The sequence below is a fragment of the Bacteroidota bacterium genome (genome assembly GCA_016722565.1).
In the GTDB taxonomy this organism is placed as follows: domain Bacteria; phylum Bacteroidota; class Bacteroidia; order 2-12-FULL-35-15; family 2-12-FULL-35-15; genus 2-12-FULL-35-15.
Map to the genome: position 1 here is coordinate 549,339 of JADKIU010000002.1, position 17,336 is coordinate 566,674.

Annotated in this window: 14 protein-coding genes, 1 tRNA gene, 1 other RNA gene and 1 pseudogene; 6 read left to right on the forward strand and 11 right to left on the reverse strand. The window is 37.9% G+C overall.

Annotation, left to right across the window (positions count from 1 at the left end; translation table 11 throughout):
• The first annotated feature begins 64 nt into the window (after window positions 1–64).
• Both IPP64_07755 and IPP64_07760 read left to right on the forward strand, forming a co-directional pair.
• On the forward strand, window positions 65–1,759 hold the full coding sequence (locus IPP64_07755) for a histidine kinase (GenBank protein ID MBL0329299.1): 1,695 nt from the start codon (window positions 65–67) through the stop codon (window positions 1,757–1,759).
• Between the two features lie 141 nt (window positions 1,760–1,900).
• A complete protein-coding gene (locus IPP64_07760) occupies window positions 1,901–2,647 on the forward strand; it encodes a response regulator transcription factor (GenBank protein ID MBL0329300.1) in 747 nt (248 codons plus the stop codon).
• A gap of 20 nt (window positions 2,648–2,667) precedes the next feature.
• On the opposite strand, the gene IPP64_07765 is transcribed toward IPP64_07760, so the two are convergent.
• Window positions 2,668–3,540: a T9SS type A sorting domain-containing protein gene (locus IPP64_07765; GenBank protein ID MBL0329301.1), complete on the reverse strand. Its 873-nt coding sequence runs from the start codon at window positions 3,538–3,540 to the stop codon at window positions 2,668–2,670.
• A 46-nt stretch (window positions 3,541–3,586) separates the two neighbouring features.
• Window positions 3,587–4,711 (reverse strand): DEAD/DEAH box helicase, encoded by a 1,125-nt coding sequence (locus IPP64_07770; protein ID MBL0329302.1) that lies wholly within the window; start codon window positions 4,709–4,711, stop codon window positions 3,587–3,589.
• A gap of 186 nt (window positions 4,712–4,897) precedes the next feature.
• On the opposite strand from IPP64_07770, the gene IPP64_07775 reads away from it, so the two are divergent.
• A complete protein-coding gene (locus tag IPP64_07775) occupies window positions 4,898–7,591 on the forward strand; it encodes a T9SS type A sorting domain-containing protein (GenBank protein ID MBL0329303.1) in 2,694 nt (897 codons plus the stop codon).
• A 72-nt stretch (window positions 7,592–7,663) separates the two neighbouring features.
• On the opposite strand, the gene IPP64_07780 is transcribed toward IPP64_07775, so the two are convergent.
• The 5 genes from IPP64_07780 to IPP64_07800 form a co-directional block, all read right to left on the reverse strand.
• The gene (locus IPP64_07780) at window positions 7,664–8,086 is read right to left on the reverse strand and encodes a hypothetical protein (protein ID MBL0329304.1); all 423 of its coding nucleotides are present in this window, start codon (window positions 8,084–8,086) and stop codon (window positions 7,664–7,666) included.
• A 116-nt stretch (window positions 8,087–8,202) separates the two neighbouring features.
• Window positions 8,203–8,658 (reverse strand): 3-oxoacyl-ACP synthase, encoded by a 456-nt coding sequence (locus tag IPP64_07785; protein ID MBL0329305.1) that lies wholly within the window; start codon window positions 8,656–8,658, stop codon window positions 8,203–8,205.
• Between the two features lie 7 nt (window positions 8,659–8,665).
• Window positions 8,666–9,394, reverse strand: a complete 729-nt coding sequence (locus IPP64_07790) for a YfiR family protein (protein MBL0329306.1) — start codon at window positions 9,392–9,394, stop codon at window positions 8,666–8,668.
• Window positions 9,395–9,451: 57 nt separating this feature from the next.
• A complete protein-coding gene (locus IPP64_07795; protein MBL0329307.1) occupies window positions 9,452–10,162 on the reverse strand; it encodes a hypothetical protein in 711 nt (236 codons plus the stop codon).
• A 393-nt stretch (window positions 10,163–10,555) separates the two neighbouring features.
• A tRNA-Arg gene (locus tag IPP64_07800) sits at window positions 10,556–10,629 on the reverse strand.
• A gap of 145 nt (window positions 10,630–10,774) precedes the next feature.
• Here IPP64_07800 and IPP64_07805 point away from each other — a divergent pair.
• The 3 genes from IPP64_07805 to IPP64_07815 all read left to right on the forward strand — a co-directional run bounded on the left by IPP64_07805 (window position 10,775) and on the right by IPP64_07815 (window position 13,219).
• Entirely contained in the window at window positions 10,775–11,716 is a 942-nt protein-coding gene (locus IPP64_07805) for an SPFH domain-containing protein (GenBank protein MBL0329308.1), read from the forward strand.
• A 448-nt stretch (window positions 11,717–12,164) separates the two neighbouring features.
• Window positions 12,165–12,719 (forward strand): hypothetical protein, encoded by a 555-nt coding sequence (locus IPP64_07810; protein MBL0329309.1) that lies wholly within the window; start codon window positions 12,165–12,167, stop codon window positions 12,717–12,719.
• Window positions 12,641–13,219: a gliding motility-associated C-terminal domain-containing protein gene (locus tag IPP64_07815; protein MBL0329310.1), complete on the forward strand. Its 579-nt coding sequence runs from the start codon at window positions 12,641–12,643 to the stop codon at window positions 13,217–13,219. Before IPP64_07810 ends, IPP64_07815 begins: the two co-directional genes overlap by 79 nt.
• A 101-nt stretch (window positions 13,220–13,320) precedes the next feature.
• Here the strand turns inward: IPP64_07815 and IPP64_07820 are convergent.
• The 4 genes and pseudogenes from IPP64_07820 to IPP64_07835 form a co-directional block, all read right to left on the reverse strand.
• Window positions 13,321–15,280: pseudogene (locus IPP64_07820) on the reverse strand (DEAD/DEAH box helicase).
• Window positions 15,281–15,716: 436 nt separating this feature from the next.
• Window positions 15,717–16,274 (reverse strand): hypothetical protein, encoded by a 558-nt coding sequence (locus IPP64_07825; GenBank protein MBL0329311.1) that lies wholly within the window; start codon window positions 16,272–16,274, stop codon window positions 15,717–15,719.
• A gap of 22 nt (window positions 16,275–16,296) precedes the next feature.
• An RNA gene (gene rnpB / locus IPP64_07830) (RNase P RNA component class A) lies at window positions 16,297–16,643 on the reverse strand.
• Between the two features lie 87 nt (window positions 16,644–16,730).
• On the reverse strand, window positions 16,731–17,288 hold the full coding sequence (locus tag IPP64_07835) for a Smr/MutS family protein (GenBank protein MBL0329312.1): 558 nt from the start codon (window positions 17,286–17,288) through the stop codon (window positions 16,731–16,733).
• Between the last annotated feature and the right edge of the window lie 48 nt (window positions 17,289–17,336).

The window sequence follows — 17,336 nt, forward strand, 5'->3', positions numbered from 1 at the left end:
TAGCACCAAAAACGGTATTTTTTTAAAATCTAAAAATGCACCTGCCATAGAACTTGAAGGCCCTTTGGGACTAAAAGGAACGTATTCGAATTTTGTACAAACAATCAATGATCACGAATTTTTAATATTTGGTGGCACCTCGGTTCATCATTTTAAAAACGATTCATTTTATAATTCCTATCAGCTGAAAAACAAATTATATTGTGTAGCGTATTATGACGAAGACAATTTCATTATTGGAACAAAAAACGGAATCTACCTCTACAATCATAAAAAAAATACGGCCACCCCTTTCAGCGATTTTTTTTCAAACAAGTTCATAATGAAATTAATCTTTGATCACTCCGGCAATTTATGGGTGGCTACAAGAGGAGATGGCTTGTTTATACTTACCAAAGACAAACAACTTATAAAATATACCGACTTACCATTTTTTGTGGTGAAGGACATTGATTTCTTTAACGATAGCGGAGTGATTCTCTCCACAAACTTGGGAATTTATGTCAATAATTACTCCGGTACCACTCTTCAAAAGGAGTGGATCAACATTTTTGATAGCGAAGTAAATGCATTGGAGTTGGTTGATAATAAATTATGGATTGCCTCCAGAAAAGGATTGTATTCTATGGATTTTCTGCTCATCAGCAAAAATGATTTCTACCCGATTCTTTTAAACTCTGTCTACTCCGGCACCCAACGAGTATTGACTAATTCTTCCGAATTAAAGTACAATCAAAATGACTTACGGTTTAATTTTGATTTTCTGAACTATCAATCAAAGATTAAAAATTTCTACTTCAAATTGGAAGGCCCTACTCAATTATCAGGAACAATTACCGGAACGGTGTTACAAATACAAAATCTGGAACCCGGTCAATACAAACTTGCCATTTTTCCCTACCATGGCCCGGCTTACAGCAAAAACCATTATTTATCGCAAACATTTACTATCAAACCTGCATTCTGGCAAACGGTATGGTTCAAACTCTTCCTGTTCTTGCTCATTATCTTAATTTCAGGATTTACAGTTAGTTTGTATTATGGTATTAAACGGAAGCGGGATAAAAAACACAATGAAATGCAAAAACTTCTTGCTGAATACAAACTAACCACTCTTAAGGCACAAATTAACCCCCACTTTATATCCAATTCATTAGCTGCCATTCAACTCCTGATTGATTCAGGAAAAATAGATCAAGCCAATCAATACATTGCTAAATTCAGTTTGTTCATTCGTTATGTATTGAAGTATAGCGACAAAAGTGTTAGTAAGTTGAAGGACGAACTTAAAATTATTGAACTGAATGTGGAATTGGAACAACTTCGTTTTGTCAATAGTTTTAAGTTTTCAATGCAGATTGCAGAGAACATAGACGTTTCAGAAATTTATGTTCCCCCTCTCATTACTCAACCTTTTATTGAAAATGCCATTTGGCATGGGTTAATTCCTTTAAAGTCGGAAAAACGATTTCCTGAACTTATTCTAAAGGTTGAGAAGCACGGAGATATTCTTTGTTTATCAATCATCGATAATGGCGTTGGAAGAAAAAAAGCAGCAAATGTTCATTCGCTGTCGAACAGCGGAGTAAAAGAAAGTGTTGGCACCATTCTTATTCAAAACAGGATCGACAATTTAAATCAAATGTATGATACAACTACTGCTGAGGTAACCATTGTTGATTTGGTTGATTCTGAATCAAATTCAACAGGAACTTGCGTCAACATTTTTCTGCCAATTTCATTGCTCAGAAAATTTTAATGTTTTTTTAAAATGAAAATTAAAAAAATTACATACTTTAGCACCCAGCTACTCCAGTGTTCAATTAATTGAATTTTTTATTCATAAAAAACATCAGCGTTTTTATGGGGGTAGCTGAGTAAATTCCCCTCTCTTAATACAATGAAAGCACTACTTATTGATGATGAGTATAGCAATCGATCATTGTTAGCTAACATGCTGGCAAAACATTGTCCGGATGTAGAAGTGATTGGTTATGCAGAAATGGCGGATAGTGCCTACGAAATGATTCTGGATTTAAAACCTGACTTAATATTTTTGGATATTAAAATGCCGGGGAAAAATGGATTTGACTTACTCCGCCAATTCACTGAAATTAATTTCTCTATCATCTTTGTTACAGGATTTGATGAATATGCCATCAAAGCATTTGAATTTAATGCGGTTGACTACCTTTTAAAACCTTTAGACCATAGCAAATTAATAACCGCTGTTCAAAAAGCAACTTCAAAATTATATTCCACTCGGAACAATATCATTCATTTTGTTCATTCGATGGAAGAAAAAACAAACTATATAAAAAAGATTACCTTTCATCACAAAGACAAAGTGCAGATAATCGACATCAATGATATCATTAACATTTCTGCGATTCGGGGTTATTGTGAAATTCTTGATATCCATAATAATCGATATGTTTCAGCGAAACCACTTATCGATTACGAAGAGTTGCTGGAGCCTTACAAAAATTTTATCCGAGTAAATAAAAGTTATATTATCAACTCCAATCATCTCCGCTCCTATACCAAAGGTGCCGATTGTATTATTTCTTTAAAAGGATGTGACCAAGAGATTGAAGTGAGTCGCAGAAAAAAAACAGAAATTTTGATGCAACTCAAAGAAAAATAAAACAGAAATTGATTTGCTTACTATTGCACTATCACTTTTTGAAATGTGACCATTTCATTCGCTGTTAAACGTAGAAAATAAATTCCTTTGGAAACTGCAGCATCTAAATTTATATTTATCTTTTGCTCACCCGGATTTTGGTTACCAGTAAAAACAGTGGATACGATTTTCCCTTCGATGGAAATTAATTCTGCTTTAACAGCAGCTTTTTCGGTTAGCGTATAAAAAACAGAAAACGATTCGGAAACCGGGTTTGGAAATAAATGAACATTATAAACGGTATTCTCAGCATCTACAATCGCATTTGCACCTGCACATTCTCCTTTAAACGAAAAGTCATCTAAACCAAAATCATTTCCGGCTGGATTGGTTTCTACATTGATAACACGAATTGTTACAGTTGTATTGGCACCCGAATGCCAAACAGGAATTGAATATTGATCCCAGGTCCATGTTCCTGTATACAAAATATCGTATAAATAACCCACTATATCGTCACCCGTTACGTCCCCAATCATGTGAATTTCAAAAACAGGTGCAATATAATCGGCACGTGTTGCCCAAAACGAAAAATTATAATTACAATTGGTTTGAATTACCGGAACGGATTGTTCCCACAAAATGGTAGCCGGTGAACAGCCATCAACCGACATATACATTCCATCGGATGTGGGTGTGTGATCAATCAATGTTGTGTCAGGATGGGTAAAAAAAGTGGGCGCTACATAATAATAGCAAGGAGAATAATACGGCCCATAAATCTGCCCGCTGGTAAAACCAATATTTCCCATACTGAAATCACCATTAACAAGTAAATTTGTTTGAGCGTTTACACTAAAGGTGATACTGAGCAGAGCACCTACAATTCCCGAAAAGATGTATGATTTATTCATACATAGTAGATGCCTGTCACTGATGATAAGTTGCATCCGGCTCTCCTTATTCTCTCCGAATTTTTTGAATTGTGATTTTCAATTCATTTTCAATCGTTTTCAGTCGGCCCATTTCAGAGCTCGTCACCAAACTGATAGACATTCCTTTTTTGCCGGCACGGCCCGTTCGTCCACTTCTATGTGTATAATATTCCAGTTGCTCCGGAAGTTGATAATGCACCACATATTGCAAATTATCCACATCAATCCCTCGTGCAGCCATATCTGTTGCAATCAGAATTTGTACACGTTCATTTTTAAACGCACGCATCACTTTTTCACGATCGCGTTGCTGTAAATCACCATGTATCGCTTCTGCAGCATGATTGCGCGCAATCAATTGCTTGGATAACGATTGCGTTCCGTCTTTCGTTTTACAAAAAACAATGCCTCTCCCCTTTCCTTGCGTTTTCAAAAATTCTAAAAGTGTATTCAGTTTGTCTTTTGTATCAATGCATTGCACATATTGATGTTCGATGTTTCGATTCACTACATTCTTCACATCCACCGTCACCCGAAACGCATCTTCATCCATGTATTCACGAATGATCTGATTCAACGATTCAGGGATGGTCGCAGAAAACAGCCACGTGAAACGCTGACCATTTGTTTGTTCTAAGATGGTATCAATACTTCCTTTAAAGCCCATGCTTAACATTTCATCTGCTTCATCCAATACAATCGTTTTTACATCAGCTAAGCTGATGGCTTTACGTTCCAACAAATCAATTAATCTACCAGGAGTGGCTACCACAATATGGGTTGGACGGCTTAGATTCCGAATCTGAATTTCGATGGGCTCACCACCATACACTGCTTCTACAAAAATGCGGGAAGGATTATACCTCGCCACACGAAACAATTGTTTCGCAATCTGCTGTCCGAGTTCACGAGTCGGACATAATACCAAGGCCTGCACATTTGGATTTGTGGTGTCGATCTTTTGCAACAAGGGCAATCCAAATGCAACGGTTTTTCCTGTTCCGGTTTGCGCCTGACCAATAAAATCGAATCCTTCTTTTATCAAAAAAGGAATCGATTTGGTTTGAATTTCTGTAGGATCAAAAATATTGTTTTCAACTAACCCTTTGATAAGTTCGCTGGTAACGCCTAATTCGGAAAAAGTGGACACGATGGAAATGGTATTGATGAAGTGCAAAGATAGTTTTAAATATCGAACATATTCGCGAGTTCTGAATGATAACAGAAACCAGTTCCAAATATTAAAGATTGCTTCGTACCTCGCAATGACGCCTACTCCATCTACTTTTTTTAACGTTCTAAATTTTGTATATTTACTTCACAAAAATCACTAGAAATGAAAGTCATCAAAATCAATTTTATTTTCGCCCTCTTACTTTTGAGTGCTACACTTTTAAACGCTCAATCCTTCATCCGAAAGAAACCGGGCAAAGCATTAACATTTGTAGAAATGCAACGCCAGTTTTCGGAGTTCAAAAAAACACATGACCTGGCAAAAACAAAACATTGGAAATATTATAAACGCTGGGAATACGATATGCAATTCAAAACCAACGGAAATGGTGAATTGGCTAATCCTTCAATTTTTATTGACGAGGCAGTAAATGCGGCTAATGCAAAAAATGCAATCCCTTCCTCTTCTGCTTTTGCTGCTGGAGCATGGTCGCCTTTCGGCCCCTACAACCTTCCCGGAAATCTTACCGGATATATGGAAAATGGAATGGGACGCATTAACTGCATTGCTTTTCATCCAACAGTTGCAACCACTTATTATGTGGGCGTTGCTCAAGGTGGTGTTTGGAAAACAACCAACGATGGCAACACGTGGACTCCCTTAACTGATAATTTACCTATTACTCGTATCAGCGATATTGTGATTGACCCTGTTAATCCCAATACCATGTATATTTCTGTTTGTGATTTTGAATACATCGATGTTGCTTTAAATATTGATGGACGTAAACGAAACACGCATTATGGATTGGGAGTTTATAAAACTACGGATGGCGGTTTAACTTGGTCGCCTACCGGTTTGAGTTTTCAAATGACCGATGGTGATGCTTCTTTAATTCGTAAGATTTTAATTAACCCAACCAACAGCAATAGTTTAGTTGCCTGTGGCGTAAGTGGGATGTATACTTCTTCTAATGCAGGAACCACCTGGACACAAGTAATGGATTCGCTTTGCTGGGACTTGGTTCAAGATCCTGTTTTACCCAATACATTGTATGCTACTTCCGGCTGGTTAGCGGGCTCCGGACAAGGATATGCGGCCATTTATAAATCAACCAACTTTGGTGCAAGCTGGACGATGTTGTCGAGCGGGATTCCATCAACAGGTGTTGTGCAAAGAATAAAATTGGCCATTGCTCCTACCGATAATAATTTTATTTATGCCATGACCGTAGGTGTGGATGAAGGTTCTGCAGGAATTTACAAATCTACGAATGCAGGTGCCAGCTGGACCTTCATCGATCCGGGTGTAAACATGCTGGAATACGATGGCGGATTTAATTCGGGCGGACAAGGTACTTACGATTTAGGCTTTACTGTAAATCGTACCGACAAAAACATTGTGTATGTTGGTGGTGTAAACGTTTGGGCATCCACCGATGGTGCAAACACCTTTAATCCGGTGAGTCATTGGACCCTGTTTTATGGTGCAACACTTCATGGTGATATTCACTTTATTGAAACGAATCCCTTAACCAACGATATTTTTGTTTGCAGCGATGGTGGTGTTTATAAAACAGATGTGATTACCCCACAACCGTGGACAACCGCAACAGGCGGTTCTCCTTGGCCAACAGCTTGGACAAACATTACCAATGGAATGAACATCACTTCGTTTTATCGTTTATCCAGCTCCCGAAATTCAACCGGAAGGATTGCTGCCGGTGCGCAAGACAATGCAACCTTCTATTACGATGGTTCTTCTTGGAATACGATTTTTGGTGGTGATGGAATGGATAATTATTTGGATCCTGCGGATGATAACTACATTATTGGTTCGAGTCAGTATGGTGGATTTTATTTTTCAATTGACGGTGGTTTTTCAACCATGGGCACAACCGTAAATGTAAATGGAGAACTTGGTGAATGGGTTTCCCCGGTAGTGGCAGATTACAACAATCCCGGAACCATTTATGCAGGTTTTCAAAATGTGGTAAAATCAACTGATGCCGGATTTACGTGGTCGGCTTTAAGTCCGATGCCTACCCATCCGATAAACGACAATGAACTATGTGCGTTAGCCGTTTCAAATTCAAATAGCAATGTATTGTATGCCGCTCGAAGAATCCGTTTTGAGTTTGGTGCAAATTCCACCATGTATACAACCACAAATGGCGGTAGCAGCTGGACCGACATCACCGCAGGATTACCCGACACCTTATACTTTACAAGTGTGGATGTGAGTCAAACCGATGCCAACACAGCTTATGTTACCTTATCCGGATTTGTTGCCGGAGAAAAAATTTACAAAACAACAAATGGTGGAACAACCTGGACAAATATCTCTTACAACTTACCGAACATTCCGGTAAACTGTATTAAAACCGTTCCGGGCAGTACTGTAAAAATGATTGCAACCGACTTAGGAATTTATGTTTTGGATGAAACCAGCAGCTTGTGGGTAAGTCAGAGCTCAGGATTACCGAATGTAATTACCACCGACATTGATTTTAATCCGGTGTTGAACAAAATATATGTTTCTACTTTCGGACGAGGCATTTGGGAAAATACGTTGTCGTCATTTGTAGGTGTTAACGACATCAGCAATACGTCCATTGGTATTGAATTGTATCCATCGGTAAACGATGGTGCATTTACGATTCAACTCACCAATGCGGCATTAGCGACAGAAGTATTGAATTTAGAAGTGGTCGACATCACCGGAAGATTGGTGCATCAGTCGAAGTTAAACGGACAAAACAACTATCCACAAAAATTGGATTTGCCTTCCGGAATGTATTTCGCGAGAATAAACGGAAAAAAGGTGAATGGTGTGAAGAGCTTTATCGTCAAGTAACATCACGATTCGTATAAATAAAAAAGTCTCCCAAAAAACTCGGGAGACTTTTTTTATTCAAAAAAGAATTTTTTATTTGAATTGGAAGAAGAAGAAACAAACGGCTGCTTTTTCTTTTGAAACACCTTTTGCACTTCCGATGCTGCTTCCAGAGCTGTTTCTTACAGTTCCATCTGCATCAATTTTTCCAACACTACTTCCTGAGCTATTTCTAACAGTTCCGTCTTTATCTACTTTTCCGATGCTGCTACCAGAACCGTTGCGGATGGTTCCATCCGAATCAATCTTTCCGATGCTGCTTCCTGAACCATTACGGATGGTTCCGTCAGAATCAATTTTTCCACAGCTGCTTCCAGAGCTATTTCTGATGGTTCCGTCAGAATCAATTTTTCCGGTGCTGCTTCCGCTGGAGCTTCTTAATTCCTGAGCGTTTAAGTTAGATGCACCAATGAACATGCACAATGCAAGTCCTAAACCAAGCGTGATTTTTTTCATATGTTTTTGAGTTTTATCCGCCCTCTTTTAAAATAGGCGGGTGAGTTTAATGTTTATGCTAACAAATATAACTTTAAAAGTTTGCTTTGTCAAGAACTAAAAAATGAACGAACCGCTTATAAAATTGATTTGATTTTATAGTGCATCCCGTTCATCTCAAACGAATCACCTGGACGCAAGTTCTTTATTTTAGAACCGATGGGTGAAGTGATAGAAATTGCAAAATACGTTACTGAATCAAGTACCAATTTCCCTACCGGTATCGCAATAAAAAAATGACCTTTATCGGTGAGAACCACACTGCCCAGTTGAACCGAGTCGGCTTTGAAATCTGGATTGATTTTTTCAAGTATTTTTTTTAGTTCCAGCGCTTCGTTTAACTGATGGGCACTTTTCTCCTGCTCCAATTGTGCCATCGCTCTTCCGGTTTCATGCTTATCCCCTGCACTGCTCTTGGTATCATCGTTTGCTGATTCCTGCGCCACGGCAATGGCTGCTTGTGCATTTTGAATACGTTGTTCAACGGCAGCCAAACACAAAGAATGTAATTGCTCTTTCAGATTTTTTTTCATGGACTCCTTATTCGGAAAAACGCATGAGTTCGTGGCCTACCTTTAGTCCGATTTTTTCGATTGCAGGTTTGTTGATGGTGTATTTAATTTTATCACCATCCATCGAAAAGGAAATGTGCGCACCCAACGAGAATAAAGCATAATCATCACTCACCAATACGGTTTTATTCTTCTTCACATCGTTCTTAATGGCTACAAACGCATTGTAAGAAGAAGGAATCACAAAAAGCACATGGTATTTCGTGGTTTTGTTGTATTTCTCAACTTTTATCTTTTTGCTGCTTACTTTTTTATTCGACAAAGTGGATTGAACACGCTGCACCAATTCGTCATCGCCCGCTACACCAATAATAAAATCTGTTCCATTGTATACAATCGGCCATTCAATATAAGAAGCAAAATTGTAAATAAATTGCGCCTTACGATCGTATTCTTCTTCCTTGGTGATGGTTTTCGGCTTTTTAGATGCAGTCGTTTTCGGCTTATCACGTTTCGATTGAATGTCTACAATCACCCCACTCAACGAATCGATGATGGAATCTTTTTTTACAAGCTCTGCAGTTAATGAATCGTTGACAGCTAGTTTTTTAGTCATCACGGTCATTAAACTATCTTTTTGCGTAAGGGTGGTTTTCTTTTCCGTTTCCAATTGCGCATACTTTTTCTTGCTCACACAAGATGCGAGTGTAAAAATCAGAACAATATAAAAAGCACATTGGAGTATGCGGGGTTTCATTCGAATAAATTAGGGTGCAAATATAAACAACAATCGTGTAAAATAATGATTGTTTTTTTAGCGTGCGGCAGACTTCTTTTTCTTTATAAAACTGTAGTAAAATCCAAAGCCAAAGCTTAAATATTGGGTAGAAACCGCATTGTTGGAATCAAACTTCGCATATTCATTCAATGCCAAATCAAAGGGATCGAAATGTGCATCGTACACGGTATAGGCAAGCGTTGCTCCGATACCGAAATTGGATTCAATTAAAAAGAAAATATTCATTTCCGGTTCCCAGAAATTGGTTGTAAAACCGTTGATTTTAGGTGGATTTTTCGGGTCTTTGTACAAAATCCCAGAGTAGGTTGTCCAGTTTTTACCATACGACAATGCCATCGAAAAAATCGTTGTGTTTTTTTCCCCGACATAGGTATCAAAACCAAACTTGGCTGCTGCACTGCTAAAACGCATGCTGGCATTGTAATCGGTGATTTTATTTTCCGTAATTTTCATCAATCCATTTTTACCGGAAGCACCAATAAACAAACCTTTGTGGAGCATGATGTTCATCCCACCGGTAACTTCATAAATGCCAACAAAACTCTTTTTAAAGGATTTGTTTCCCATGGGATGAGGAACAGTAACGGAAATACGCGGACTCAATAAATAATATTGTTTTTTTACCGGACCGGAAGCTGCCGGAGTTGGTGGCAAGGGTAGTTCCTCATCTTGTGAGAAAGCAATGGATGCTATAAAAAGTAAGAATATAGTTAAATGCGTTTTCAAGCTGAAGTAGTTATTCATTCAATACTAAGACTCCAAATTTAAGATTTAGTTGCTTTTCCAAAAAAATATAAATCCAACTTCACTGTTTCCTCAAAAATAGACAAAGAATTGCATAAAAAAAAGAGGTTAAAGTTAAAGTAGGCCTGTGAGAATTTGTAGGAATTATATGGGGAAAGTCCATTCTTCGTGGAAGAAATAAACCTTTTGAAGCAAACAGCCAAGGGATTTTTTCCTTCGGAAAAGAGCCCTTCTTCCAGAATTGCAATAACAAAAGTCCATTCTTCTGCGAAGAATCGCTTTTTATTACCAAAAAAATTCTCAAAACAACGTTTTGGAATTTTTTTGGGAAATAAAAAGACCTCGCTAAAAAGCGAGGTCTTTTGTTCTCATCCGTGGTCGCGAAGGGATTCAAACCCCTAGCCTTCTGATCCGTAGTCAGACGCTCTATTCAGTTGAGCTACGCAACCATTCTGCTTAAAAAAAGCGATGCAAATATACATAAAATTGTAGTATGCAAAAGGCTTTTGACAAATTTTATTTTAATATTAACAATTTCTATTCCCGTATCTTTTTATAATACATTTGTAATCAAACCAATAAAACCCTATCAAAATGCCCGTTTTTCAAATTATTTTAGCCGTTTTTGCTTTACTGTTACTCTTTCTATCCTTTGTAACTGTAGCACAAGGAACCATTGCAGTTGTAACTGTTTTCGGTAAATACCGAAGAGTATTGAGCCCCGGCTTAAACATGAAAATCCCGTTTATTGAAGTAGTCTTTAAGCGTGTTTCCATTCAAAACCGCTCGGTAGAATTGGAATTCCAAGCCATCACCGTGGATCAGGCGAACGTATACTTTAAAGCCATGTTATTGTATTCGGTAATTAATACCAACGAAGAAAGCATTAAAAATGTAGCCTTCAAATTTATTGACGACCGCAACTTTATGCAAGCCTTGGTGCGTACCATCGAAGGTTCTATCCGTGGATTTGTAGCAACAAAAAAACAAGCAGAAGTGCTTTCATTGCGAAAAGAAATTGTGGAAGATGTGAAAGGACAAATTGACCAAAGCCTTGAAGAATGGGGATATCACTTAATCGATTTACAATTAAATGACATTACGTTTGACGAAGCGATTATTAAATCGATGGCACAAGTGGTTGCATCCAGCAACTTAAAAGCGGCTGCTGAAAACGAAGGACAAGCATTGTTGATTACCAAAACAAAAGCAGCGGAAGCAGATGGTAATGCAACAAAAATTGCAGCAGAAGCAGAACGTTTAGCGGCTCAGTTGCGTGGACAAGGTGTTGCGTTGTTCCGTGAAGAGGTAGCAAAAGGGATGAGTCAAGCTGCGAAAGAAATGGAACAAGCGAATTTAGATACGTCTGTTATCCTTTTCAGTATGTGGACAGAAGCGATTAAAAACTTTGCAGAATATGGAAAAGGAAATGTTATTTTCTTGGATGGTTCCAGCGAAGGCATGGATCGCACGATGCGTGAAATGATGGCGATGAATAAATTGATGGAGCCGAAAGGCCCTAGTGTTAAGAAATAAATACCACTCTTTTTTGTAAAAAAACCTTCAGGTGCCGAACCCGAAGGTTTTTTTATTTTAGAGGCTTTTCATTTGTTTTTCTCCTTCGTTTTATTAAATTAGCTCAATAATTAGATAACTAAACACGCATACATACATCTTGTGCCAATTGTTCTACTCCCTTGAGGCACAGAAAATACGAACTGGATTCATTGCATCCCCGATTCTATCGTATTGAAATTTTCATCAACAAAAAACGAATGTTTCACTAAAAAGAAAGGAAATCATTTTTTATAAAAACAAAAAAACAAGGTCTTACTTTCTTTCGCATTAAAGCTCAATTTTAATGCAACTTAAAGCGTTATTTGGAGTACAAATTATAGTAAATTTGTTAAAGACAAAGGTGTATGGATCAGCATCTTAAAATACAAATGATTTAAAATTTATTTAAAAATCAAATTTTATACAATTGCTGAACTTCAAAAACATATTTTTATGTGTTCAGTCCCGCTTACCTGCGGGGAATAAACCTTTTTATATACTATTATTAGTTATTTCGCTTGTTTTTCAATCTCAATCTTCTTTTGCTCAAACCAACCTTATTTACAACGGAGATTTTGAAATGTATGATACATGTCCTGTAACAATATCATCTCCGTCTACATATCAAATCGAAACCTGTTTAGGTTGGAAATCGCCAACATATGCAACAAGTGATTATTATAATAGTTGTGCAAGCTGGCCTGTAAGTGTTCCCAATAATGGTTTTGGCTTTCAAGTACCGTATTCTGTTAATGCGTATTGTGGAATTCTTTTTGAATATTCTGCCCCTCCTGTTGGAAACTACGGTTATTGGTTTGAATATATTCAGGGAAATTTAAATTCACAACTAAAGTCTGGTTATGAATATGAATTCTCGTGCCAAGTAGTATTAAGCGATAGAGGATGGGATTATGCCTTATGGAAGTTTGGGGCTGTTTTTCTCAATCAGCTATTTCAAGGCCAGATGGAAAACCATTCATAGGTATTACCCCTCAGGTGCTGAATGCAACGAACAATTTTATCACTGATACACTTAACTGGGTTGAAATCAAAGGAAAATTTATTGCTCAAGGTAACGAACAATTTGTTACTCTTGGTTTTTTTTCCGACACATCTAACTTAGATACCTTAAGGTTAAATAACCCATTTCCACCTTCACCTACCCTTTTTCAAAGCTATTATTTTATTGATGACTGCCACTTAACAGAAACTGGACAGGTCTATCAATATCCTAATGTTTTCAGTCCAAATGGTGATGGTGTAAATGACGAATGGAATCCATCTCTTTTTAATGGGGAGTCGGTGAAAATTTTTAATCGATGGGGAATTGAAGTTTTTGAGATTACTGGAAATAATCAAAAATGGGATGGCAGAACAACTTCTGGAACTGAATGTGTTGATGGCATCTATTTCTATGTTATCAATAATGGTTCAAAGGAGACAAACACTATAAAAAAAGGATTTATTCAATTAGTAAGATAAAACTGATTTTTTTTATCTTAGTCAAAACGATTTAAGATTAAACTAAAAAAAGGTCAACCCTATGGTTGACCTTTTTTATTTAGAAGTTTTAAAACGAAGTCTTAAAACTGTTTTCTCGGGCGTCTTTCTCTGGAGAAATTACTTTTTCTATCTCCTCCTCCACTCGATTCGCTTTTTGAATAGCTTTTCTCTGAAGATGAATTTTCGCTTTTTGAATATGATTTTTCACGGTCGCTATACGATTTGCGTTCTGATGAACCTCCTCTGTCGGAACGATCGCTGTAGGACTTACGTTCTGAGTTTCCTCCGTAAGACTTTCCGCCACCGTATGATTTTCCGGAGCCACCTTTGTAGCCACCTCTATCCGAACGATTTCCTCCACCGTATCCGCCTTTGCGCTCGCCACCACCAAATGATCTTCTGTTTCCGCCACCTTCGTAGCCTCCACGGGAAGATGATCTACCTTCACTTGCACCACGTGATTCAATACGTACATTACGGTTGTTGTAACGTGCATTTTTGAATGTTCCTTGAATGATTTCTGCAGCTTCTGTTTTCACTTCAATGAATGAGAAACTCGATTTAATTTCTGCAGAAACAATCGATGCCATATCCACACCTGAAACTTCAGCAATGTATTCTTTCATCGATGTGCTATCCAAACTATCCAATTCACCTAAGTTGATGAATAATTTAGTAATACCCGGTGTAGAACGTTGTTCTCTGTCTCTTCCTCCTGCATTTAAGTCCGGAGCATTTTTATAATAATCTAAGAAACGGTTGAACTCTGTTGAAACAAAACGTTTGATGATATCTTCTCTCGTTAAATCTTTCAATTCTTCGTAGATACCAGGCAAATACGCTTCAATCGCTGCTTCGTTTACTTCCACATTGTGGATTTTTTTCACCAAGCTGAACAATTGTTTTTCACATGCTTCAAATCCGGTAGGAATGGTTCCTTGAATGAATTTCTTTTTGATGATGCGTTCAATGATTCTGATTTTTCCAACTTCTTTCATGTTGATGATACAGATGGAAACACCTGTTTTACCTGCACGGGCAGTACGACCGGAACGGTGCGTATAGTTTTCAATTTCGTCAGGTAAGTTGTAGTTGATTACGTGTGTTACATCATTCACGTCAATACCACGTGCTGCAACGTCTGTTGCAACCAACATTTGTAAGGAGCGAGAGCGGTAGCGTTTCATTACATGATCACGTTGTTGTTGAGATAAATCACCGTGCAATGAATCTGCACCATAACCATCTTTAATCAATGCATCCGCAATCTCTTGTGTTTCGATACGTGTACGGCAAAATACAATTGCAAAAATATCTGGGTTTGAATCCGCAATACGTTTTAATGCAGCGTATTTATCGCGTGCTTGAACCACATAATAAATGTGTTCGATGTTATCGTTACCGGAGTTTTTTGTTCCGGCAGTAATTTCAACCGGTTTCTCCATGTAGTTTTTAGAGATGCGCAATACTTCATCCGGCATGGTTGCAGAAAACAACCACGTGTTTTTTTCTTCCGGTGTTTGAGATAAAATGGTATCCAAATCTTCTTTGAATCCCATGTTTAACATTTCATCTGCTTCGTCCAATACGGCATAACGCACGTTACTGAAGTTTACACGTCTACGGTCAATCATATCGCATAAACGACCCGGAGTGGCAACCACAATTTGTGCACCTTTCTTAATGTCGCGGGATTGATTGTCGATACTTGCTCCACCATATACAGCAACAATGTTTGCACCATCAATGTATTTGGTATAGCTCTGTAAGTCGCGGGTAATTTGCATACACAATTCGCGTGTCGGACAGATGATGACTGCTTGTGTATCACGTGAGGTGAAATCCACAAGGTGAGTTAAAGGCAAACCAAAGGCTGCCGTTTTTCCGGTTCCCGTTTGTGCCAAAGCAACTAAATCGGTATTACCGGTTAATAATACAGGAATTACTTTTTTCCTGGATAGGAGTTGGATTTTCAAAACCCAATTCCGTTACCGCTTTAACAATAGCATTGCTAAAGCCTAACGCTTCAAATTTGTTCATTAAATGTTTATTAAGTTAATTTATACAGTCGTCACTTACAAGGAAGTACATGTGAGTTGAATCCGACAACTGTGTTATAAGGAGCCCACCATCATTGGCTTTTAGGCTTTTTCGTTCCCGATAGCAATCGGGATTCTACAGTCGTAAATTCGTCTCAGCAAAAATCCTATTTTGACTAAAACTTTGGCAAAGATACTACAATTAATTGAATTCCCGCTATTTCCATGAAAATAAAAATAAATCGCATAATTAAATAGCTTTGAATAGGCTTATTTCAGGGCGTTGTAGATGAGTAACTAAGTGACTAGGTGACTAGGTGACTGAGTGATTAGGTAACTAGGTGACTAGGTGACTAGGTGACTAGGTGACTGGGTATGTTTTTGTTGTAAAAAAGTAATCTCGTTTTCCAATTCTCGGAGTTACTTCGTCACTCCAATTATTTACCATAAAACTCATTCAAATTCCCGTTTAGGATTACTACAATTTTTTCGTAGGATCGCGTGCCAACAAGCATTTCATTTTGTTTCACTAAAAATGGGAACGGGCGTTTGAGTTGCACATAATTTTTGTCTTTGATATAAAACGCATCCAACTGGGTGGTGGTGCTTTCATCAAACTCACCGATTAAATAATTCGGACCCGTAAATGAAGAATCGATTTCCATATTGACATTCATTAAGCAGCCATTATAATTTCCTGCTTTCACTTGATTGGAATAGTTGGAATAGAAAAAATACACTTTACTAAATGAATACTTTTCTTTAAAAGCAGCCACAATCATCTTGTTTGTATTTTCCTGATTCACCCGCACTTCTTCCGCTTCTTTCGCCATTCCATTTTTCTTCAAGGCCGATATTTTTAGTTCGGATGTTTTTAAACGAACAAACAACGCTCCGTTTTTAAGCATTAAAATGTTTGCACGTGCATCATCTTTTTTTTGAACAAACGCGAATGTTGTCAATAAAATCAATAAAAGAAGGAGTTGTTTTTTCATACGAATAATTTGTAAAGAGAAAAAAAAAAGCAGGCCTATAAGCCGGGTTCTGTCGAGTTCTATCATTTATCTAGATTTTACATCGCTGTAAAACTCAAGCAACCTACCCTCCGAAATAGAGCGAGCAGCTCTTAAGCTTCGGTTTATTTGGTCTTTCAACTCCCAAGGTTTACCCGTTACAACTATTGCTAATTATAACCGTGAGCTCTTACCTCACATTTTCACTATCACCTTCCGAAGAAGGCTACCATTTTCTGTGGCACTTGCTGTCTTTCTATTGCTAGAAATCCTTCCTGTTAGGAAGTGGGATGCTCTGTGTTGCCCGGACTTTCCTCTTCGATTGCTCGAAGCGATAGAACGGCCTGCTTTGCAAAGATAGGGAAATAAGTGACCCAGTCACCTAATCACTCAGTCACTCAGTCACCTAGTCACTCAGTCACCTAGTTACCTAGTTACTTATATATGGACTTCCGTGGCTCCGTAACCATACTTCGCATACGAGCCATCGTAGTAAGGCATATTTTCACTGTCGAGGATGGATCTTACTTCTTGTTTGAGTCGCCCATTCCCTACTCCATGTATCACCACTAATTTTCGGTAGCGACCGGTAATGGCTTTGTCTAAGGCTTTTTGAAAATAACGCAATTGCACATTGATAATTTCTGCATTGCTCATGCCGGTGTAATTGTCCAACAACTCTTCGATGTGTAAATTGATTTCCATTTCCAGCATGCCGTTGTTTTGTGCATGTGGCTTCGATTTTTTTGGTTTATCGGAATGATGTAATTTTTGAGTGAAGAGTTTCGAAACATCTACTTTCTCTTCTTCTTTTTCAGGAATCGGTTCGGGTGAACGTTCCGCAGCTTTAATCATCACCAGCTCGGCAACCGCATACGGAAACACAAAGCCATCGTCAATGGTTACTTCCACCATCTTTTTATTGATGACTTTGGTAATCACGCCTCCACCCTTTTCATTTAAGAAACTTACTATATCTCCTAATCCGAATTTCATCCTACAAAAGTAAAAAAGATTAACAGTAATTTTAGTATATTTGTTATG